This window comes from Variovorax paradoxus NBRC 15149 (genome assembly GCF_001591365.1).
GTDB classification, from domain to species: Bacteria; Pseudomonadota; Gammaproteobacteria; order Burkholderiales; family Burkholderiaceae_C; genus Variovorax; species Variovorax paradoxus.
The window spans coordinates 98,769-119,989 of sequence record NZ_BCUT01000008.1 but is presented as its reverse complement, the minus strand read 5'-3'; the positions used below and the strand labels follow the sequence as shown (position 1 = coordinate 119,989).

Genomic DNA, 21,221 nt, shown 5'->3' with positions numbered 1-21,221 from the left:
GGGCTCCTTTCAGGTGCATGAAGGGCCGGGCAGCGTCATATGCGGCCCATGAGCACCAGGATGATGACGATCAGCACGACCAGGCCCAGCCCGCCGCTGGGCCAGTAGCCCCAGCTCCGGCTGTAGCCCCAGCTCGGCAGCGCACCGATCAGAAGCAATATCAGGATGATCAGCAGAATGAACGAGAGGGACATGCGTTTCTCCTGGACCTTGTTGTTACGAGCATTCATGCTCGGTGCCAGGAGACCGGGCCCGCGCCGGATAGCCGCTTCTTCGGCGGTCAGGGCTTTCCTACCGGGGCCGTCGGCATTCAAGCCGCGCGAGCCGGGTCAAAGCCGTGCGAGCCGATCCAGCGCCGCGAGCAGCGTCTCGTCCTTCTTGGCGAAGCAGAAGCGGACCACGCGCTGGTCGAAGCCGTTGCCGTAGAAGGCCGACAGCGGAATCGCCGCCACGCCGATCTCGCGCGTGAGCCACAGGCAGAACTCGGCTTCGGACAGGTCGCTCACCGCCGAGATGTCGACGCACTGGAAATAGCTGCCCTCGCTGCGCAGCAGCCTGAAGCGGGTCTTCTGGGCCAGGCCGGCCGCGAACAGGTCGCGCTTGCGCTGGTAGAAGGCGGGCAGCTCGAGGTAGGGCCCCGGCTCGGCCATGTATTGCGCGAGCGCATGCTGCATCGGCGTGTTGACGGTGAACACGTTGAACTGGTGCACCTTGCGGAACTCGGCCATCAGCGGCGCGGGCGCGGCCACGAAGCCGACCTTCCAGCCGGTGACGTGGTAGGTCTTGCCGAAGCTGCTCACGATGAAGCTGCGCGCCGCGAGGCCCGGGAAGCGCGCCACGCTTTCATGCTGCGCACCGTCGTAGACCATGTGCTCGTAGACCTCGTCGGCAATCACGAGGACGTCGGTCGGTGCCAGCAGCTCCTCGAGCTTGCGCATCTCGGCGGCGGTCCAGACCGTGGCGCTCGGGTTGTGCGGCGTGTTGACGATGATCGCCCGCGTACGCGGGGTGAGCGCCGCGGCGATCTTGTCGAAGTCGGGGCGGAAGGTGCCGGGCACCAGCGGCACGCGCACCACACGGCCGCCGGCCAGCTCGATGTTGGGCACATAGCTGTCGTAGCAGGGCTCCAGAACGATCACCTCGTCGCCCGCGCGCACCACCGCAAGAATGGCGGTGATGATCGCCTGCGTGGCGCCGGCGGTGACGGTGATCTCGTCGGCGGCGCTGTAGTCGTGGCCATAGAGCGCAGAGATCTTGCGCGCGATGGCCTCGCGCAATGCCGGGATGCCGGGCATGGGCGGGTACTGGTTGTGGCCCGCGGCCATGGCGGCCGTGACGTCTTCGAGCAGCTTCGGGTCGCAGTTGAAATCGGGGAAGCCCTGGCCGAGGTTCACCGCATTCTTTTCTGCCGCGAGCGCGGACATCACGGTGAAGATGGTGGTGCCCACGGCGGGCAGCTTGGTGGCGATCTCCGGGGTGCGGGGGGAGGAGGAAAGGGCGCTCATGGTGGTGCTCGGAATCGGATTCGGAATCGGGGTCTGGATCAAAGTTCGTAGTCTTGCTGGTGGCCGCTCAGGGCCTTGGCAATCAGATTGCGGTCGAGCCGGTCGGACAGCAGCTCGGCAAACTTGAAGACGAAGTTGCGCAGGTAGGCGCTGCGCTTGAAGGCCACGCGCGCGATGTTCTGGCCGAACACATGGCCCATGGGGCGCACCACCAGATCGGCGTTCGATTCGTCGCGCACCGCCATCTCGGCCACGATGCCCACGCCAAGGCCCAGGCGCACGTAGGTCTTGATCACGTCGGAGTCGATCGCTTCGAGCGCGATGCGCGGCGTGAGCTTCTTCTGCGCAAAGGCATGGTCGATGCGCGTGCGGCCGGTGAACGACGGGTGGTAGGTGATGATGGGCTCGTGCGCCAGGTCTTCGAGCGAGATGCGCTCCTTGGCCGCCAGCGGATGGTCCTTGGGCAGCACCAGCACGTGCTGCCATTCGTAGCAGGGCAGGGTCACGAGTTCGGTGTAGTCCGAGAGCGATTCGGTGGCGATGCCCACTTCGGCGATCTCGTCGATCACCATGCGTGCGACCTGGTCGGGCGAGCCCTGGTGCAGGCTCACGTTGACCTTGGGATAAGCCTCGCGCAGCTTGGCCACAGGCACCGGCAGCACGTAGCGCGCCTGGGTGTGGGTGGTGGCGATCGAGAGCGTGCCGCTGTCCTGTGCGCTGAACTGCTCGCCGATGCGCTTGAGGTTGCCGACTTCGCGCATGATCAATTCGATGCTCGCGATCACGTGCTGGCCCGGCTCGGTGACCCGCTTCAGGCGCTTGCCATGGCGCGCGAAGATCTCGACGCCGAGCTCTTCCTCGAGCTCGATGATCGCCTTGGACACGCCCGGCTGCGAGGTGTGCAGCGCCTTCGCCGCCTCCGTCAGGTTCAGGTTGCGCCGCACGGCTTCCTGAACAAACTTGAACTGGTGCAGATTCATATCAAATTCCGTCTTATTGCGGAATTCATTATGCCTTCGGAGTCTATGGAAATTGCTGCAAGTTCAAGATTTGCTTGCAATTCTGGCCAGCAGATCGACCAGCTCGGGCTCTTCGCCAACGATGCCGGCCAGCTGGAAGTCGACCTGCGGCCAGGCCTGGCGCAGCGCATCCACCTGAAGCGGCAGGTCTTCGCGGGCATGCTTGCCCATGCCGAGGAAGAGCGGAACCACGCGAAGTCTCCTGGCGCCGCTGGCAATCAGGGCCGCGGCCGCGGTGCGCAGGTCGGGCGCCGCAAGCTCCATGTAGGCGCAGGCCACGCGGGCCTGCGGGTCGAGCGCCGTCACGCGTGCGGCCACCGCCTCGATGGGCTCGCGCCAGCGCTCGTCGCGCGAACCATGGGCCAGCAGCACGATGCCCCTTGCATTCCCCGTGGCCATCTTCGCTACCTTCGAAGCACCAGCCAGCTGAAGGCGGCCAGCGACATCACCGAATAGATGAGCCCGGGCGCCGCCGCCGTCAGCCATGGCGACCAGTTGCTCAGGTTGCCGAGATAGCCGAAGACGTTGTTCAGCAGGAAGAAGCTGATGCCGATCATCACGCCGCCGAACACGTAGGTGGTGATGCCGGCCTGGCGGAAGTGCAGGTAGGCGAAGGGCAGGGCGAGCACCACCATCACCAGGCATGAGAGCGGGTAGAAGACCTTGCGCCAGAACTGGATCTCGTAGCGCTGCGCGGTCTGGCCGTTGGCCTCCAGGTGCCGGATGTAGTCGAACAGGTCCAGCGTGCCCATTCGGTCGGGCCGCAGCAGCGCCACCGACACCATTTCGCTAGTCAGCGTGGTCGGCCAGTCGAGCTGCGGCACCTTGGTGGTCAAGATGCGGGCCTTTTCTGCCGAGATGCGCGTTTCGTAGTCCTGCAGCTCGACGTCCGACAGCTGCCAGTGGTCGTCGAAGATGCGTGCCGAGGACGCGACGAGCTGCTTGCGCACATAGCCGTTGGCGTCGAACTCGAAGATGCGCGCATTCTTGAGCGAACCGTCGCGCGCGATGGACAGCACGTTGACGGCATAGGACACGTTCTCGCGCTTTTCCTTGAGCCATGCGCCCGTGTTGCCGACCAGCGAGTAGGAGCCCTGGTAGCGCGACTTGAGCAGCTGGCCGGTGCGCTCGGACGCCGGCGCGATGTAGTCGCCGATGGCAAAGGTCAGGAAGACGAAGCCCACGCCCAGCAGCAGCAGCGTGCGCAGCGCGCGCCACGGCCCCAGGCCGCTGGTGCGAAGAATGGTGTATTCCGAGCTTTGCGCAAGGCGCGCCATCACGAAGATGCAGCCGATCAGCACCGTGATCGGGAGCAGTTCGTAAAGGTGGCTCGGAATCAGCAGGGTCACGTAGATCAGTGCCTGCGCAGGGCCGTAGGCAAGGCTTTCGGGCCGGCCGATCGACTGCAGCTCGTCGACGAAGTCGAAGAAGAAGAACAGGCTCAGGAAGCCGAGGGTCACGAAAGCCACGGCCTTCAGTGCCTCGACATAGATCAGGCGTCGGATTGTTTTCACGAGGTCGGGTCGATTTTCGAGGGCGGCGAAGGCGGCAGGCCGCCGGCCATGACGTGCTCGGTCCTGCGCCTGCGGCCCCAGTTGTTGTTGCGCAGGAGCAGCCATGCCACGCCGATCAGCAGGACGCCGCCGTGCAGCAGCAGCATGAACGAGCCCATGCTGAAGCGCCCGGAGCTGATCCAGCTCTGGCCCAGGTTGAGCATGTTGTAGTAGACGACGAAGGCGAACAGCGCGAACAGCAGGTTGCCGCTTCGCCCCACGCGCGGGTTGACGCTCGACACCGTCAGCGCCAGCAGCACGAAATTGATGGCCGCCAGCAGCATGCCGATGCGCCAGGCCAGTTCGCCGCGGCTGGCGTCGCCGGGCTCGCGCAGCAGCTGGAGCGTGGGCTTGGCGCGCGCCGGCGTGTTGTCCGCGGAGAAGTCGGAGGTGCCGCCGGCCCGGGTGCCATAGGTCTCGAATTCGCTGATCTTGAGCCCCGCGGTGGGCAGCAGCGGCCGCTCCAGCCGCTGCCCGTTGCTCAGCATCAGGAAGCGGTTGTTGCCGACGTTCTCGATGCGTCCGCTGCGCGCCGAGGTGGTGATCTGCAGGCCGCGCTCGACCGCCCAGATGAACACGTTGGTGGCCGTGGCGCCATCCGGCGTGTCCTTGTCGATGAAGAAGACCCGCATGCGCCCGGAGGATTCGCGGAATTCGCCCGGCGTGACCCGCTCGATGTCGCTGCGCCCTTCATATTGCGCCCGCATGCCGATGGTCTGCGAGTTGGCCCACGGCCAGCCCAGCAGCGCCATCACCGCGATCAGCACCAGCACCGGCCAGGCGAAGCGGAACAGCGGCTCGACGAAATCGGCCAGGCCCCGCCCGCTGGAAAACCAGATCACCATCTCGCTGTCGCGGTACATGCGCGACAAGGTGCCGACAATGGCGATGAACAGGCTCAGGCTCAGGATGGTCGGCATGTAGCCGAGCACCGTGTACGCCATCACGAGGAACACTTCGGACGGGTTCACGCTGCCCTTGGAGGCGAGCCCGAGCGTGCGGATGAGCATCATGGTCATCACGATGGTGACCAGGACCACGAGGGTCGCTCCGAAGCTGCGCGACAGCTCCTTGCGTAGGGAAGAATGGAATAACATCGTTCGAGGAAAAAAAGGATTATGGACTTTCAGCTCAAGACCCTCACCGTCGCCCGCGCCGCGGCCGAAAAATCCGACGTGCTGATCGTGCTCGTCGGCAGCGCGCCCCTCACGGCCAAGGACCCCCTGTCCGCGCTCATCGCCAGCGCCCGCAAGGCCGGCGACCTGCCCGACAAGGCCGGCAAGCTGCTCGCGCTCTACCACCCCGACGAGGTGGTGGCCTCGCGCGTGGTGCTGGCCGCCATCGGCGACGGCAAGCCCGCCTCGGTGCGCAGCGGCGTCATTGCGGCGGTCAATGCGGCCAAGGCCTACGGGCCCAAGCGGGTGGTCATGGCCTTCGCGCAAGAGGCCGATGGCGCCGCCGTGGGCAGCGCGGTGGCCGCCGCCGCCGACGCCAGCTACGTCTACACCACCACCAAGGCCAAGACCTCGAACGGCGAGAACGGGCGCACCATCCGCCACCTGACGCTCGGCGTGGCCGACGCGGCAGCGGTGGGCACGGCCTTCGACGAAGCCCGTGCCACCGTCGCCGGCATCGAGCTCGCCAAGGAGTGGGGCAACCGCCCCGGCAACTACTGCACGCCCACGCTGCTGGCCGAGGCCGCCAAGGAGCTCGGCAAGCTGCCCCGCGTCAAATGCGAGGTGCTGGGTCCCAAGGAAGTGCAAAAACTCGGCATGGGCTCGTTCGCGGCCGTGGCGCAAGGCTCGGCCGAACCGCTGCGTTTCATCGTGCTGCGCTACCAGGGCGGGCCCAAGGACCAGGCGCCCGTGGTGCTGGTCGGCAAGGGCATCACCTTCGACACCGGCGGCGTCTCGCTCAAGCCGGCGGCCGAAATGGACGAAATGAAGTTCGACATGTGCGGCGCGGCCAGCGTGCTGGGCACCTTCCGCGCGCTTGGCGAGATCCAGCCGGCCATCAACGTGGTGGGCCTCGTGCCCTCGTGCGAGAACATGAACGACGGCCGCGCAATCAAGCCCGGCGACGTGGTGACCAGCATGAGCGGCCAGACCATCGAAGTGCTCAACACCGATGCCGAAGGCCGCCTCATCCTGTGCGATGCGCTCACCTATGCCAAGCGCTTCGAGCCCGCGGCCGTGATCGACATCGCCACGCTCACCGGCGCCTGCGTGGTGGCGCTGGGCGGCGTGCGCAGCGGCCTGTTCACCAGCGACGATTCGCTGGCCGAGGCGCTCCAGGCGGCCGGCGAGCAGTCGCAGGACCGCTGCTGGCGGCTGCCGCTGGACGACGAATACGCCGAAGGCCTGAAGAGCAACTTTGCCGACGTCGCCAACGTGGCCGGCCGAGCCGGCGGCGCCATCACCGCGGCCAAGTTCCTGCAGCGCTTTGCCGGCGATTTCACCTGGGCCCACCTGGACATCGCAGGCACGGCCTGGAAGAGCGGGGCGGCCAAGGGCTCGACCGGCCGGCCGGTGGGCCTGCTGGTCTCCTATCTGATGGAACGCGCGCGCAGCGGCGCGGCCCAGGCGGCATCGCCCAAGAAGGCGGCGCGCAAGGAGCCCGGCGCGGCCGCGCGCAAGGCCCGGTCCGCGCGGTGACGGAAATCGGCTTTCATTTCAATCTGCCGGACAAGGCGAACTACGCCTGCCGGCTGGTGCGCAAGGCCGTGAGCGTGCGCGGCTTGCGGGTGGTCGTGGTGGGCGAGCCGCAGATGCTGGAGGCGGTCGATGCGGCGCTCTGGCAGCTCTCGCCCTGCGACTTCATCGCGCATTGCCGCGGCGATGCGCAGCCCCACCTGGTGGCGCGCTCGCCGGTCATTCTTTGCGCCGAGGGCGCGGACGCCGCGGGGCTCGCGCACCGCGAGATGCTGGTCAATCTCGGGCCCACGGTGCCCGTCGGCTTCGAGCGCTTCGAGCGCCTGGTCGACATCGTGAGCAACGAGGCCGACGACCGGCAGATCGGCCGCTCGCGCTGGCGCCACTATGCCGACCGGGGCTATTCGATCCAGCCGCACGACTTTGCAAGGAGCGCCTCCTGATGGCCAGCACGCTGCGCACGCCGCCCCGGTTCGTTCCCACGCTGACCACGGTGCTCGACCTCCCCGCCGAGCCGCTGGCCGCCGAGGCGGCAACGCCCGCCAGCGCACCGCCAGCACTGGCGGTCGACCCCGCCGAAGCCGTGGCATTGCCTCCGGCCGAGCAGCGCTCCGATGCCGAGATCGTCCGCCTCGAGGAGCAGCTTCTGCACCGCGTGCTGCAGCGCGTCGACCTGTCTTTGGAAGAGCGCCTGAGCGACACGGTCTCGGCCGCCGTGCAGCAGCAGCTCGATGCGATGGTGCCCCGGCTGCGCGAGGAAATCGAGGCCGTGCTGCGCGCCTTGGTGATCGAGGCCATGGCCGCCGAGCTCTCTGAAAACACAGGGTCTACGCCAGCTTCCGGCGCATAAAGCTTCAGCTAAACTGCGCGCCAGGTCGATGGGGCGGGAGGGTGCCGCTGGTCTGCGGCGCGAAACTTGCGAGGTCTTCGCGCCCGGATCACACGACCGGTTTTTGGTTTATTCATCAATGTTCTGGAGGTTCTCATGCAATTGAAATGGACTGCGGTCGCACTGGCTGCTCTCACGCTTGTGGCTTGCGGCAAGAAAGAAGAAGCTGCTGCGCCCGCCGCTCCGGCGCCCACGGCAGCGGCCCCCGCACCTGCAGCGCCTCCGGCAGATGCATTGATCGTCAAGATCGGCCACGTCGGCCCCACCAGCGGTGCCATTGCCCACCTGGGCAAGGACAACGAGCTCGGCGCCAAGATGGCCATCGAAGACCTCAATGCCAAGGGCCTGAAGATCGGCGACAAGGTTGCCAAGTTCGAACTGCTGGCAGAAGACGACGCCGGCGATCCGAAGCAAGGCACCGCAGTGGCCCAGAAGCTGGTCGACAGCAAGGTCAACGGCATCGTCGGCCACCTGAACTCGGGCACGACCATTCCTGCTTCCAAGCTCTACAGCGACGCCGGCATTCCGCAGGTCTCGCCGTCGGCAACCAACCCCAAGTACACGCGCCAGGGCTTCAAGACCACGTTCCGCGTGGTGGCCGACGACACCCAGCTCGGCGGCACGCTCGGCAAGTACGCCGTCGAAACGCTCAAGGGCAAGAACATTGCCGTGATCGACGACCGCACGGCCTACGGCCAGGGCGTTGCCGAAGAGTTCGAGAAGGCGGCCAAGGCTGCCGGCGGGACCATCGTGGGCCACGAATTCACCACCGACAAGTCGACCGACTTCAACGCCATCCTGACCAAGCTCAAGTCCGCCAAGCCTGACGTGCTGTTCTTCGGCGGCATGGACGCCGTCGGCGGCCCGATGCTCAAGCAGGTCAAGCAGCTCGGCCTGAACGTCAAGTTCATGGGCGGCGACGGCCTGTGCACCGGCGAACTGCCCAAGCTGGCTGGCGACGCCATCGGCGAAGAGATGGTGGTCTGCGCCGAGGCCGGCGGTGTCGACGGCGACTTCAAGCAGCCGCTGGAAGACTTCAAGGCCAGGTTCAAGACCAAGAACGGCGTGGACGTGCAGATCTACGCACCGTACGTCTACGACGCGGTCAACGTGCTGGCCGAAGCCATGGTCAAGGCCGGTTCTGCCGACCCTGAAAAGTACCTGCCCGAAGTCGGCAAGGTGCAATACAAGGGCGTGACCGGCCCGATCGCCTTCGACGAAAAGGGCGCCATCAAGAACGGCGCGCTGACGCTCTTCACCTACAAGGGTGGCGTGCGTACGCAGATCGCCGTGGTTCGCTGATCCAGGCGCGCAAAAGAGAAAAGGGCCTTCGGGCCCTTTTTTTGTGCCTGCCGGCCGGGCTTTTTCAGGCCAGGCTTGCGAAGCCCGAGGGCCGGTCGGTGTTGCAGTATTCGATGAAGGCGTCGAGATCGCGCGACTTGTCGAACACCGCATCGGCACCCAGCGCTTCGCAGCGTGCGCGGATGTCGGCGGTGACGTAGTTGCTCAGCACCACGACGCGCTGGCCCGGACCGCGCGCCTTGCAGCCCGAGAGCACGCCCAGGCCGGAGCCTTCCTTCAGGAACAGGTCGACGATGAGCAGTTGCCAGTCATGGGGATGAACGGCGAGCCAGGCGAGCGCATCCGTTTCGGTTTCGGCAAAGCCGACGACCTGGCCGTTGACCAGATCTTCGAGGGCCGGGACCAGGTTGTCCCTGATGGTCTTGTTGTCCTCGACGAGGAACGTGATGAGGGCCATGCCGTGGTTTCGTTCTGAGAACCAATAGCGTAGCGTGCCGGACGCGGCCGCAGCGTAGGAGAAGGGATACGGACAGCGCGTTCTGGCGCGGCGCTGCGCTCAGTGCTTGTTGTCGGAGCGGATCCTTGCCTTGAGCTCTTCGGCCAGCGCCTGGCTTTCATCGCGCTCGGCCGTCACTTCGCGGCGCTTCTCGATTTCCTCGCTCAGTGCCGCGTTGACCTCGGCCAGCTTCTCGGCCGACTTGGCGAGCTTCTGCTCGAGCTGGCTCGTCTGCTCGATGGCCTGCGCCACCTCGCCAACCTGCACTTCGTCCGGCAGCTCCTGTTCGAGCACCGTGTTCACGACGGCGAGATTGTCCGAGGCCCGCTGCACATCGGCGGCCACTTCTTCGCTCTTCTTGAGCGTCTTGTCGAGCGACGTCTTGCCACGCGGCACGGTGGGGGGCTGTGCAGCCATCGAGGCTCCTCCTTTTGCAGGCTTGAAAGTAAGACCTTTGGATGGTAGCGCCAGACGAAGCGGGCCGGGCCAATCTCCGAGTTGCGCCAAGGCAACGCGCTTTCCCAACAAAAAACCCATCAAGCGTTTCTGCATTGATGGGTTTGATGCGGGTCAACATGCTGACGGGCTGGAAACCCGCATGAAACCCATGACTTCTCTGGCGGAGCAGGCGGGATTCGAACCCGCGGAGGGCTATTAACCCTCACACGCTTTCCAGGCGTGCGACTTAAACCGCTCATCCACCGCTCCTGAGCCCTCGATTGTAGCAGTCGATCAGGCCGGATTCTGCGGCTTGCCGGCCTGGACCATGCGCATCGCGGAGGCGATGAGGGCGGCGGTTTCGGTCATGTTGCTGGGCACGATCAGCGTGGTCTTGGAATCGGCCGCGACCTTGCCGTAGGCGTCGACCGCGCGCTCGGCCACCTTGAGCTGCACGGCCTGTTCGCCGCCGGGCTGGCGGATGGCGGCTGCCACGCGTTCGATGGCGTCGGCCGTGGCGGTGGCCACGGCCGTGATGGCGGCGGCCTCGCCCTGGGCATTGTTGATCTGGGCCTGCTTCTCGCCTTCGGAGCGGGCGATGAAGGCCTCGCGCTCGCCGGTGGCGATGTTGATCTGCTCCTGGCGGCGGCCTTCGGAGGCGGCGATGAGGGCGCGCTTGCCGCGCTCGGCGGTGATCTGCGCCTGCATGGCCAGCAGGATTTCCTTGGGCGGCGTCAGGTCCTTGATCTCGTAGCGCAGCACCTTCACGCCCCAGTTGAGCGCCGCCTCGTCGATGGCCGCGACCACCTGCGCGTTGATGACGTCGCGCTCCTCGAAGGTCTTGTCGAGTTCGAGCTTGCCGATCACGCTGCGCAGCGACGTTTGCGCCAGCTGCGTCACGGCCACGATGTAGTTCGACGAGCCGTAGCTCGCGCGCATCGGGTCGGTCACCTGGAAGTACAGGATGCCGTCGACCTGCAGCTGGGTGTTGTCGCGCGTGATGCAGATCTGGCTGGGCACGTCGAGCGGGATTTCCTTCAGGCTGTGCTTGTAGGCGACCCGGTCGATGAACGGGATCAGGAAGTTGGGGCCGGGCGTCATGGTGCCGTGGTACTTGCCCAGGCGCTCGCGCACCCAGGCGTTCTGCTGCGGCACGAACTTGACCGACTGGCTGATGAAGATGATCGCAATGACCAGGATGATGATGGGGACCGAAAATTCCATGGTTTTCTCCTCTAGGGTTCTGTTCTGATCAGGTCTTGTCGACCACGAGGCGGCTGCCGACCACCTCGACCACGCGGTGCTCGCCGGTGGTGGGGACCTGGCCCGCACGCGGGATCACGGTCCACTGGGCGCCGCGGTAGCGAACGGTGGCGGTGCCGTCGGGGTTCCATGCCTCGACGTGGATGATCTCGCCGATGTCCAGATTGACATCGCGGTTCGACGCCGTGGGCGCAGCGGCCGGACGCCGGCGCTGGACCGCATACCAGACCAGGACCGCCCCCACGCCGACGACCGCCGCCACGACCAGTTGCGAAACGGTGCCGGCACCCAGGTGCGCCGCAATGGCCGCCGCCGCAAAGCCGGTGGCCAGCAGCAACAGGTAGACCGTGCCGGACAGCAATTCCAGCACGATGGCGGCTCCCGCTATCAGCCACCAGATGGTGGAATTCGCCATGACTTCTCCTCTTTGGTGAATGCACGACATTCTGTGTCAAAACCTGACTCAATCCTTCATCCGAATTCCGTACACTTCGCGCCTCATTGCCTGTCCGGAGCCCTGCCCATGAAATTTCGCTTCCCCATCGTCATCATCGACGAGGACTTCCGCTCCGAAAACACTTCGGGCCTCGGCATTCGCGCGCTCGCGCAGGCCATCGAGACGGAGGGCTTCGAGGTGCTGGGCGTCACGAGCTACGGGGACCTGAGCCAGTTCGCGCAGCAGCAAAGCCGCGCCAGCGCCTTCATCCTGTCGATCGACGACGAGGAATTCACGGTCGGCCCCGACCTCGACCCCGCGGTGCTGAGCCTGCGCAACTTCATCGGCGAGGTGCGGCGCAAGAACGCCGACGTGCCGATCTACATCTACGGCGAAACCAAGACCTCGCGCCACATTCCCAACGACATCCTGCGCGAGCTGCACGGCTTCATCCACATGTTCGAGGACACGCCGGAGTTCGTGGCGCGCCACATCATCCGCGAGGCCAAGAGCTACCTCGAAGGCGTGCAGCCGCCGTTCTTCAAGGCGCTGATCGACTACGCCGAAGACGGCTCGTACTCGTGGCACTGCCCGGGCCATTCGGGCGGCGTGGCGTTCCTGAAGAGCCCCGTGGGCCAGATGTTCCACCAGTTCTTCGGCGAGAACATGCTGCGCGCCGACGTCTGCAACGCGGTGGAAGAACTCGGCCAGTTGCTCGACCACACCGGCCCGGTGGCGGCCAGCGAGCGCAACGCCGCGCGTATCTTCAACGCCGACCATTGCTTCTTCGTGACCAACGGCACCAGCACCAGCAACAAGATGGTCTGGCACCACACGGTGGCGCCCGACGACGTGGTGGTGGTCGACCGCAACTGCCACAAGTCGATCCTGCACGCGATCATCATGACCGGCGCGATCCCGGTGTTCATGAAGCCCACGCGCAACCACTTCGGCATCATCGGACCGATTCCGAAGAGCGAGTTCGAGCAGAGCGCCATCAAGGCCAAGATCAAGGCCAACCCGCTCTTGGCCGACGTGGACCCCAACAAGGTCAAGCCGCGCGTGATGACGCTCACGCAGTCGACCTACGACGGCGTGATCTACAACACCGAGACCATCAAGAACATGCTCGACGGCTACGTCGATACGCTGCACTTCGACGAGGCCTGGCTGCCGCATGCGGCCTTCCACCCGTTCTATGGCGCCTACCACGCGATGGGCAAGCGCCGCGTGCGGCCGAAGGAGTCGCTCGTGTTTGCCACGCAGTCGACCCACAAGCTGCTCGCGGGCATCAGCCAGGCCAGCCACGTGCTGGTGCAGGACTCGCAGAACCGTGCGCTCGACCGCGACCTGTTCAACGAGGCCTACCTGATGCACTCGTCGACCAGCCCGCAGTACGCGATCATCGCGAGCTGCGACGTGGCCGCCGCCATGATGGAGCCGCCCGGCGGCACCGCGCTGGTGGAAGAAAGCATCCTGGAGGCGCTCGACTTCCGCCGCGCCATGCGCAAGGTGGAAGACGAATTCGGCAAGGACGAGTGGTGGTTCAAGGTCTGGGGCCCCGAGAAGCTCGTCGACGAAGGCATCGGCCGCGCCGAAGACTGGATCATGACGGGCGAGAAGAACGGCAAGCAGAGCAAGAGCAAGAAGTCGCCGCGCAACTGGCACGGCTTCGGCGAGCTGGCCGACGGCTTCAACATGCTCGACCCGATCAAGTCGACCATCGTGACGCCGGGCCTCGACCTCGAAGGCAACTTTGCCGAGACCGGCATTCCCGCGAGCGTGGTCACCAAGTTCCTGGCCGAGCATGGCGTGATCGTGGAGAAGACCGGCCTGTACAGCTTCTTCATCATGTTCACCATCGGCATCACCAAGGGCCGCTGGAACACGCTGCTCACGGCGCTGCAGCAGTTCAAGGACGACTACGCGCGCAACCAGCCGATGTGGCGCATCCTGCCGGAGTTCTGCCAGCAGCATCCCGGCTACGAGCGCCTGGGCCTGCGCGACCTGTGCCAGCACATCCACCAGCTCTACGCACGCTACGACGTGGCGCGCCTGACGACCGAGATGTACCTGAGCGACCTCACGCCGGCCATGAAGCCGAGCGACGCCTTCGCCCACATTGCGCACCGCAAGACCGAGCGCGTGGAGATCGACGAACTCGAAGGCCGCATCACCACGAGCCTGATCACGCCGTACCCGCCGGGCATTCCGCTCCTGATTCCGGGCGAGGTCTTCAACAAGAAGATCGTCGACTACCTCCGGTTCTCGCGCGAGTTCAACTCGCAGTGCCCGGGCTTCGAGACCGACATCCACGGCCTGGTGGCGCGCATCGACGAAACCGGCAAGAAGCGCTACTACGCGGACTGCGTGGCCGCGCCGAAGAAGTAGGCGGCAAGAAGCGGGGAGGGCGCGCGCCGCGCTTCAGGAGGGCCGGTCGCTGCGCACCCGCATGAAGCGCGCGAACCTGGGCAAGCCGCCCGGGTTGGTGCCGTTGTAGCGGTAGGTCACCCAGCTGCCGATGGCGGGCGGGTTCTCGCGCTCGGCATCGGTCAGGCCGCTGCCGAGCTTGAAGCGCTTGCCCTCGGGAGTTTCGACCAGCAGCGCGCCCAACCGGCCGCTGTGCCGGCCCTTGCCGGGCATGTGGCCGACCACGCGGGCCTCGGCGTCGTCGTGGGTCTTGACCTTGAGCAGGTCGCTGTTGCGCTCAGCGCGGTAGAGCGATCCGCCCCGGTGCAGCATCAGGCCCTCGCCGCCCATCTTCACGGTCTTGGCGAGCAGGGCCTGCAGATCCGCATGGGTGGTGGCGCGCTCCTGCGGCACGGGCACCACCCACGGCGCATCGGTGATCGGCAGCAGCTTGCGCAAGACGGCCAGCCGCGCCGTGAAATCGCCGCCCTGGGCCGGGAGGTCGAACACCATGAAGCGCATGCTGTGCCAGGCGGTGTCGTTGGGCGTCTGGCTGCGCACGGTGGAAACCGCATGCGCGAACTGGCCCCTGCCGGCCCACAGCTCGCCGTCGAGCGGCTGCTTGGGCAGCGGCGCGATGAACCAGGCGGGCGCCACCACCGGTTCGCCGCCGCGCGTCCACAGCTGCTTGCCGTCCCAGTAGCCGCGCACGCCGTCGAATTTTTCGCTGACCCAGTAGTCGTCCAGCGACATGCCGGGGCGGTAGACCTCGGCCAGCATCAAGGCCGGCGCGGCCTCGCGCGCGGCGGCCCCGCGGGCCGCCAGCGCGCCGAGGCCGGCGAGCAGGAGGGAACGTCTGTTCAGCAAGAGGCCGCTGCCGATCGATTACCCGGCCGAGGATTACTCGGCCATGCCCGCCACGACGTTGCTGAAGCCGCCGTCCACATAGGTGATCTCGGCGGTGACGCCGCTGGCCAGGTCGCTCAGCAGGAAGGCAGCCACGTTGCCGACTTCCTCGATGGTCACGTTGCGGCGGATGGGCGAGGCGTCGGCCACGGCGGACAGCATCTTGCCGAAGCCCTTGATGCCGCTGGCCGCCAGCGTCTTGATCGGCCCGGCGCTGATGCCGTTGACCCGCATGCCCTTGGGGCCGAGCGAAGCCGCGGTGTAGCGCACCGAGGCCTCGAGCGAGGCCTTGGCCAGGCCCATGGTGTTGTAGTTGGGCAGCGCGCGCTCGGCGCCCAGGTAGGTCAGCGTGAGGAGCGCCGACTTGTCGTTGAGATAGGGCAGGGCCGCCTTGGCCATGGCCGGGAAGCTGTAGGCGCTGATGTCGTGCGCAATCTTGAAGCCCTCGCGCGAGAGCCCTTCGAGGAAGTCGCCCGCGATGGCCTCGCGCGGCGCAAAGCCGATGCTGTGCACGAACCCGTCGAACCTGGGCCACGCCTGCGCCAGATCGGCAAAGAGCTTGTCGATCTGCGCGTCGTCGCCCACGTCGCAGTCAAAAATAAGCTTGGAGCCGAAGTCCGCGGCGAATTCGGTGATACGGTCCTTGAATCGCTCGCCGACGTAGCTGAAAGCAAGCTCGGCGCCTTGTTCGTGACAGGCCTTGGCTATGCCGTAGGCAATGGAGCGATTGCTCAACACGCCGGTGATCAACAGTTTTTTGCCGGAAAGAAAGCCCATGAAGTTGCCTCGTGAAAATCTTGGGCAGAATTCTCGCATGCGGGTTTGGCTGCTTCTTTTTCTGGCGCTCTCGGCGGCTCCTTCATGGGCCGCCCATGCCTACGCGCAGTTCGGCGACATCAAGTACCCGCCCGGCTTCACCCACTTCAGCTACGTCAATCCGAACGCGCCCAAGGGCGGCGAGATCAGGATGGTGCCGCCCACGCGGCCCACCAACTTCGACAAGCTCAATCCGTTCACGCTCAAGGGCACGGCGCCTTCGGGCATCGGCTCGCTGATGTTCGAGAGCCTGATGACGGGCAATTCCGAAGAGCCGACCACGGTCTATGGCCTGCTTGCCGAAGACGTCGAGGTGGCGCCCGACCGCCTTTCGGCCACCTTCCGCCTGAACCCCAAGGCGCGCTTCAACGACGGCTCGCCGGTGCTGGCGGCCGACGTGGTGCATTCGTTCAACACCCTGACCGGCCCGCTGGCCGCGCCGCAGTACCGCACCATCTACGCCGAAGTGAAGAAGGCGACGGCCACCAGCGAGCGCGCCGTGCGCTTCGACTTCGCGAGTCCGAACCGCGAGCTGCCGCTGGTGATTGGCGGCATGGCGGTCTTCAGCCGCCAATGGGGCGGGGGCAAGCCGTTCGACCAGATCGTCACCGAGATGCCGATCGGCTCCGGCCCCTACAAGCCGGCCAGCGACCGCCTGGGCCGCGACATCACCTACGTGCGCCGCGCCGACTACTGGGGCGCCGACCTGCCGGTGCGCAAGGGGCTGTACAACTTCGATCGCATCACCTTCCGGGTCTACCTGGACGAAACCGCGCGCTTCGAGGGCCTGAAGGCCGGGGAGTTCGACTTCATGCGCGAATTCACCTCGCGCAACTGGGCGCGCCAGTACAAGGGCAGGCAGTTCGACAGCGGCGAGATCGTCAAGCGCGCCTTCGAGAACCACAACCCCGGCGATTTCCAGGGCTATGTGTTCAACATCCGCAAGGACAAATTCAAGGACGTGCGCGTGCGCCAGGCCATTGGTTTGGCCATGGATTTCGAGTGGCTCAACCGCCAGCTGTTCTACGGCCTCTACACGCGGGTGCAGGGCTACTTTCCGAACAGCGAGTTCCACGCCGAGGGCCTGCCCAAGCCCGACGAACTCGCGCTGATGGAGCCGCTGCGCAGCAAACTCAAGCCCGAGGTGTTCGGCCCGGCCCCGCAGCCGCCAAGCACGGCGCCGCCCAACAGCCTGCGCGAGAACCTGCGCAAGGCGAGGGCGCTGCTGGAGGAGGCCGGCTGGACCTACCGCGACGGCGCGCTGCGCAACGCGAAGAACGAGGCCTTCACGATCGAGTTCCTCAATGACCAGCCCGGGCTGATCCGCGTCGTGACACCGCTGCAGACGGCGCTGCGCAAGCTCGGCATCGAGATGACCTTCCGCACGGTCGATTTCTCGCTCTCGCAGCAGCGCATGCAGAACTTCGACTTCGAGATGACCTCGCTGCGCCTGCCCGGCAACAGCGCGCCGGGCGGCGAGCTGCTCGAGCTGTTCGGCTCCAAGGCGGCCGACACGACGGGCTCGTCCAATATCTGGGGCATTGCCGATCCGGCGGTCGACGCGGTGGTCGGCAAGGTGCTGGCGGCCACCACGCGGCCCGAGCTGGCCACGGCCATGCGCGTGCTCGACCGGGTGCTCTCCAACGGCTACTACTCGATCCCGCAGTACTACGGCAACGCCTTCCTCGTCGGCTACCGGCCGGCGCCGTTCGTGCTGCCGCCGACCATTCCGCCGTACTACGATGCCGGCGACTGGGCGCTCACCACGTGGTGGGCTTCGCCCATCAACAAATGACGCGGCCGCACCGGACATGAACACCGAATGACCAGCTACATCCTCAAGCGCCTGCTGCTGATGATCCCCACGCTGCTGGGCGTGCTCGTCATCACCTTCGGCGTGATCCAGTTCGTGCCGGGCGGCCCGGTCGAGCAGATGGTGGCGCAGTTGCAGGGGCGCGATTCGGGTGGCGAGCGGGCCGCGGCCAGCGGCGCCGGCTACCGCGGCCGCCAGGGCCTCGACCCGCAGCGCGTCGAGGACATCCGCAAGCTCTACGGCTTCGACAAGCCCGCCCACGAGCGCCTGTGGACCATGCTGAAGTCGTTCGCACGCTTCGACCTGGGCACCAGCTTCTACCAGCGCAAGGACGTCTGGCAGCTCATCAAGGAGAAGATGCCGGTGTCGATCAGCCTCGGCCTCTGGACCTTCTTCATCAGCTACCTGATCGCAGTGCCGCTGGGCGTGGCCAAGGCCGTGAGGGCCGGCACGCGCTTCGACTTCGTCACCACGCTGATCGTGCTGGTCGGCTACGCCATTCCGGGCTTCGTGCTGGGGGTGGCGCTGCTGGTGATCTTCGGCGGGCAGCTGCAGTGGTTTCCGCTGCGCGGCCTCACGTCACCCAACTGGGAGAGCATGAACTGGGGCGCGCGCATCGTCGACTACCTGTGGCACATCGCGCTGCCGGTCACGTCGATGGTGCTCGGCAGCTTTGCGGTCACCGCCATGCTCACCAAGAATTCCTTCCTCGAGGAGATCCGCAAGCAGTACGTGCTGACCGCGCGCGCCAAGGGACTGTCGCAGCGGCAGGTGCTCTGGAAGCATGTGTTCCGCAACGCGCTGATCCCGATCATCACCGGCTTTCCGTCGGCCTTCATCGGCGCGTTCTTCACCGGCTCGCTGCTGATCGAGACGCTGTTCACACTCGACGGCCTGGGCCTGCTGAGCTACGAGAGCGTGATCCGCCGCGACTATCCCGTGGTGCTGGGCACGCTCTACCTGTTCACGCTGATCGGCCTGGTCACCAAGCTGATTTCCGACCTCTGCTACGTCTGGGTCGATCCGAGGGTCAAGTTTGACTAGCGCCGCCGTTGTCGTTTCCGCGAGCCCGGGCCGCCGCGCCTGGCGCCGCTTCCGCCGCAATCCGCTGGGGTTCTGGAGCCTGGTCATCTTCTCGACGCTGGTGGTGCTGAGCCTGTTCGCCGAGCTGCTGTCCACCGAGAAGCCGCTGGTCGTGCGCTACGCCGGGCAGACCTACTTCCCGGTGCTGCGCGACTATTCCGAGAAAACCTTCGGCGGAGACTTCGAAACGCCCGCCGACTACCTCGATCCCTTCATCCAGAAGCGCATCACCGAGGGCGCCAACTGGGCGCTCTATGCACCCAACCGCTACGGTCCGCGCACGCTGAACTACTTTGCTTCCCAGCCCAATCCCGCGGCGCCTTCGGGCGAGAACTTCTTCGGCACCGACGACCGCGGCCGCGACCTGCTCGCGCAGCTGATCTACGGCTTTCGCGTGAGCGTGCTGTTCGGCCTGGCGCTGACCGTCATCGGCACGGTGCTGGGCGTGGCGGCGGGGGCGGTGCAGGGCTACTTCGCGGGCAAGATCGACCTCGCGTTCCAGCGCTTCATCGAGATCTGGGCCTCGATGCCCGAGCTCTACCTGCTGATCATCTTCAGCGCCATCTTCGCGCCCAGCGTGGCGCTGCTGCTGATCCTGCTGAGCCTGTTCGGCTGGATGGGCCTGGCCGACTACGTGCGCGCCGAGTTCCTGCGCAACCGCCAGATGGACTACGTGCGCGCCGCTCGGGCGCTGGGCGTGGGCAACCTGCAGATCATGTGGCGCCACATCCTGCCCAACAGCATGGTGCCGGTCGTCACCTTTCTGCCGTTTCGCATGAGCGCGGCCATCCTGGCGCTCACTTCGCTCGATTTCCTGGGCCTGGGCGTGCCGCCGGGCACGCCCTCGCTCGGCGAACTGCTGAGCCAGGGCAAGGCCAACATCGACGCCTGGTGGATCTCGCTGTCGACTTTCGGCGTGCTGGTCGTGACGCTGATGCTGCTCACCTTCATGGGCGACGCGCTGCGCGATGCCCTCGATCCGCGGAAGGCCGACAAGTGAGCCAAATCAAGCATCTCCAGCCGCTGCTGGACGTGAAAGAGCTGCGCGTGGCCTTCGGCGGCAAGGAGGTGGTGCACGGCATCGACTTCCGCATTGCCGCGGGCGAGAAGCTCGCGCTGGTCGGCGAATCGGGTTCGGGCAAGACCGTGACGGCGCTGTCGCTGCTGCGCCTGGCGCAGAACGCCGACGTGGCCGGCACCGCGACCTTGTTCGGCTCCGCAGATGCGCCAAGCGGGCGCGACCTGCTCTCGATTCCGGAGCGTGAGCTGCGCGGCATCCGCGGCAAGGAGATCGCGATGATCTTCCAGGAGCCGATGACCGCCCTCAACGCGCTCTACACCGTGGGCGACCAGATCGCCGAGGTGCTCGAACTGCACGAGGGCCTGTCGGCGCGCGCGGCCCAGGCGGCCGCCGTGCAGCTGCTGGCCGACACCGGCATTCCGGAGCCGGCGCGGCGGGCGAGGGCGTTTCCGCACCAGCTCTCGGGCGGCCAGCGCCAGCGCGCGATGATCGCCATGGCGCTCGCCTGCAAGCCGCGCCTGCTGTTGGCCGACGAGCCGACCACCGCGCTCGACGTCACGGTGCGCGCGCAGATCCTCGAGCTGCTGGCCGATCTGCAGCGCAAGCATGGCATGGCCGTGCTGCTCATCACGCACGACCTCAACCTGGTGCGCCGCTTCGCCGACCGGATTGCCGTGATGGAAGACGGCCACGTGGTGGAGCAGGGCGCCGTGGCGGCCGTGTTCGAGGCGCCGCAGCACGCCTACACCCGCAAGCTGATCGACAGCCATCCGCAGCGCGATGTCATCGCCGTGCCCGCGGGTGCCGGCGCGCGGCCGGTGCTCGAGGCCACCGGCCTGCGTGTGAGCTACCCGGTGCCGCGGCCCGGTTTTGCCGGCTGGTTCCGCAAGGGCGAATTCATTGCGGTGCAGAACGCGGATTTCCGCATCGCACCGGGCGAAACGCTGGGCGTGGTCGGCGAGTCCGGATCGGGCAAGTCCACGCTGGCGCTGGCCGCCCTCGGGCTGCTGAAGCACCAGGGTGCGCTCAAGGTGGATGGCAAGGGCTGGGCGGTGGACCGAAGCTCCGACCTGGCCTTGAGGCGAGTCATGCAGGTGGTTTTCCAGGACCCGTTCTCCTCGCTCTCGCCGCGCATGACGGTCGAGCAGATCGTGGGCGAGGGGTTGCGCGTGCACGCGCCTGAGCTCGACACGGCGCAGCGCCGCGCGCGGGCGCTGGCGGCGCTGGCCGACGTGGGCCTGGGCGAGGCGCAGTTTCCCTCGCTGCTCGACCGTTATCCCCACGAGTTCTCCGGAGGGCAGCGCCAGCGGCTCGCGATTGCGCGCGCGCTCATCGTCGACCCGCAGCTGCTGGTGCTCGACGAGCCCACCAGCGCGCTCGACGTGACGATCCAGAAGCAGGTGCTGGGCCTGCTGCAGCGCCTGCAGCGGGAGCGCGGCCTGAGCTACCTGCTGATCACGCACGACGTGGAGGTGATCCGCGCCATGGCGCACCACGTCATCGTGATGAAGGACGGTGCCATCCTCGAAGCCGGCGCAGTGGAGCGCGTGCTCGACGCGCCCGAGCACCCCTACACCAAGAAACTGGTGGCCGCCGCGCTGCTGGAATAGAACAACGGAAT

General features: G+C 66.4%; 21 protein-coding genes and 1 tRNA gene. 9 read left to right on the top strand and 13 right to left on the bottom strand.

Annotated elements, in window-relative coordinates:
* Nucleotides 1–35: 35 nt before the first annotated feature.
* The 6 genes from VPA02S_RS31585 to lptF form a co-directional block, all read right to left on the bottom strand.
* On the bottom strand, nt 36–194 hold the full coding sequence (locus VPA02S_RS31585; protein WP_012747828.1) for a DUF3309 family protein: 159 nt from the start codon (nt 192–194) through the stop codon (nt 36–38).
* Nucleotides 195–329: 135 nt separating this feature from the next.
* Entirely contained in the window at nt 330–1,505 is a 1,176-nt protein-coding gene (locus VPA02S_RS29535; RefSeq protein ID WP_062367160.1) for a pyridoxal phosphate-dependent aminotransferase, read from the bottom strand.
* 38 nt (nt 1,506–1,543) lie between these two features.
* Complete coding sequence (locus VPA02S_RS29530; RefSeq protein WP_012747830.1) at nt 1,544–2,485, bottom strand: CysB family HTH-type transcriptional regulator; 942 nt, start codon at nt 2,483–2,485, stop codon at nt 1,544–1,546.
* Between the two features lie 63 nt (nt 2,486–2,548).
* Nucleotides 2,549–2,923 (bottom strand): sirohydrochlorin chelatase, encoded by a 375-nt coding sequence (locus VPA02S_RS29525; protein ID WP_062367017.1) that lies wholly within the window; start codon nt 2,921–2,923, stop codon nt 2,549–2,551.
* 5 nt (nt 2,924–2,928) lie between these two features.
* Nucleotides 2,929–4,038, bottom strand: a complete 1,110-nt coding sequence (lptG, locus tag VPA02S_RS29520; protein WP_062367015.1) for an LPS export ABC transporter permease LptG — start codon at nt 4,036–4,038, stop codon at nt 2,929–2,931.
* On the bottom strand, nt 4,035–5,174 hold the full coding sequence (lptF, locus tag VPA02S_RS29515) for an LPS export ABC transporter permease LptF (RefSeq protein ID WP_062367013.1): 1,140 nt from the start codon (nt 5,172–5,174) through the stop codon (nt 4,035–4,037). Before lptF ends, lptG begins: the two co-directional genes overlap by 4 nt.
* Before the next feature lie 21 nt (nt 5,175–5,195).
* Here lptF and VPA02S_RS29510 point away from each other — a divergent pair, with 21 nt between their 5' ends.
* The 4 genes from VPA02S_RS29510 (at nt 5,196) to VPA02S_RS29495 (ending at nt 8,919) form a co-directional block, all read left to right on the top strand.
* Nucleotides 5,196–6,731 (top strand): leucyl aminopeptidase, encoded by a 1,536-nt coding sequence (locus VPA02S_RS29510; RefSeq protein ID WP_062367011.1) that lies wholly within the window; start codon nt 5,196–5,198, stop codon nt 6,729–6,731.
* Nucleotides 6,728–7,171, top strand: a complete 444-nt coding sequence (locus VPA02S_RS29505; RefSeq protein WP_062367009.1) for a DNA polymerase III subunit chi — start codon at nt 6,728–6,730, stop codon at nt 7,169–7,171. The genes VPA02S_RS29510 and VPA02S_RS29505 overlap by 4 nt, the downstream gene beginning before the upstream one ends.
* Complete coding sequence (locus tag VPA02S_RS29500; RefSeq protein WP_062367007.1) at nt 7,171–7,578, top strand: hypothetical protein; 408 nt, start codon at nt 7,171–7,173, stop codon at nt 7,576–7,578. Before VPA02S_RS29505 ends, VPA02S_RS29500 begins: the two co-directional genes overlap by 1 nt.
* Before the next feature lie 135 nt (nt 7,579–7,713).
* The gene (locus VPA02S_RS29495) at nt 7,714–8,919 is read left to right on the top strand and encodes a branched-chain amino acid ABC transporter substrate-binding protein (RefSeq protein WP_062367005.1); all 1,206 of its coding nucleotides are present in this window, start codon (nt 7,714–7,716) and stop codon (nt 8,917–8,919) included.
* 64 nt (nt 8,920–8,983) lie between these two features.
* On the opposite strand, the gene VPA02S_RS29490 is transcribed toward VPA02S_RS29495, so the two are convergent.
* The 5 genes from VPA02S_RS29490 to VPA02S_RS29470 form a co-directional block, all read right to left on the bottom strand.
* A complete protein-coding gene (locus tag VPA02S_RS29490) occupies nt 8,984–9,376 on the bottom strand; it encodes a response regulator (protein WP_012747838.1) in 393 nt (130 codons plus the stop codon).
* A 99-nt stretch (nt 9,377–9,475) separates the two neighbouring features.
* Nucleotides 9,476–9,832, bottom strand: coding sequence for a hypothetical protein (locus VPA02S_RS29485; protein WP_062367002.1), 357 nt, complete (start codon nt 9,830–9,832; stop codon nt 9,476–9,478).
* A gap of 200 nt (nt 9,833–10,032) precedes the next feature.
* A tRNA-Ser gene (locus VPA02S_RS29480) sits at nt 10,033–10,123 on the bottom strand.
* A 24-nt stretch (nt 10,124–10,147) separates the two neighbouring features.
* Entirely contained in the window at nt 10,148–11,077 is a 930-nt protein-coding gene (locus VPA02S_RS29475) for an SPFH domain-containing protein (RefSeq protein WP_012747840.1), read from the bottom strand.
* Between the two features lie 28 nt (nt 11,078–11,105).
* Nucleotides 11,106–11,531, bottom strand: a complete 426-nt coding sequence (locus tag VPA02S_RS29470) for an NfeD family protein (RefSeq protein WP_062367001.1) — start codon at nt 11,529–11,531, stop codon at nt 11,106–11,108.
* A 108-nt stretch (nt 11,532–11,639) separates the two neighbouring features.
* On the opposite strand from VPA02S_RS29470, the gene VPA02S_RS29465 reads away from it, so the two are divergent.
* Nucleotides 11,640–13,943, top strand: coding sequence for an arginine/lysine/ornithine decarboxylase (locus tag VPA02S_RS29465; protein ID WP_062366998.1), 2,304 nt, complete (start codon nt 11,640–11,642; stop codon nt 13,941–13,943).
* 33 nt (nt 13,944–13,976) lie between these two features.
* Here VPA02S_RS29465 and VPA02S_RS29460 read toward each other — a convergent pair whose 3' ends face one another.
* Complete coding sequence (locus tag VPA02S_RS29460; protein WP_012747843.1) at nt 13,977–14,828, bottom strand: DNA ligase; 852 nt, start codon at nt 14,826–14,828, stop codon at nt 13,977–13,979.
* A 33-nt stretch (nt 14,829–14,861) separates the two neighbouring features.
* A complete protein-coding gene (gene fabI / locus VPA02S_RS29455) occupies nt 14,862–15,644 on the bottom strand; it encodes an enoyl-ACP reductase FabI (protein WP_012747844.1) in 783 nt (260 codons plus the stop codon).
* A 37-nt stretch (nt 15,645–15,681) separates the two neighbouring features.
* On the opposite strand from fabI, the gene VPA02S_RS29450 reads away from it, so the two are divergent.
* Genes VPA02S_RS29450 through VPA02S_RS29435 form a run of 4 tightly spaced genes read left to right on the top strand, consistent with a single transcriptional unit; the run spans nt 15,682 to nt 21,210 of the window.
* The gene (locus VPA02S_RS29450) at nt 15,682–17,478 is read left to right on the top strand and encodes an extracellular solute-binding protein (RefSeq protein ID WP_062366991.1); all 1,797 of its coding nucleotides are present in this window, start codon (nt 15,682–15,684) and stop codon (nt 17,476–17,478) included.
* A gap of 27 nt (nt 17,479–17,505) precedes the next feature.
* Entirely contained in the window at nt 17,506–18,540 is a 1,035-nt protein-coding gene (locus VPA02S_RS29445) for a microcin C ABC transporter permease YejB (RefSeq protein ID WP_062366989.1), read from the top strand.
* Nucleotides 18,533–19,579 carry an ABC transporter permease gene (locus VPA02S_RS29440; RefSeq protein WP_062366987.1) on the top strand — a complete coding sequence of 349 codons (1,047 nt, stop codon included), beginning with the start codon at nt 18,533–18,535 and terminating at the stop codon, nt 19,577–19,579. The genes VPA02S_RS29445 and VPA02S_RS29440 overlap by 8 nt, the downstream gene beginning before the upstream one ends.
* Nucleotides 19,576–21,210 carry an ABC transporter ATP-binding protein gene (locus tag VPA02S_RS29435; protein ID WP_062366985.1) on the top strand — a complete coding sequence of 545 codons (1,635 nt, stop codon included), beginning with the start codon at nt 19,576–19,578 and terminating at the stop codon, nt 21,208–21,210. The genes VPA02S_RS29440 and VPA02S_RS29435 overlap by 4 nt, the downstream gene beginning before the upstream one ends.
* Nucleotides 21,211–21,221: the final 11 nt, after the last annotated feature.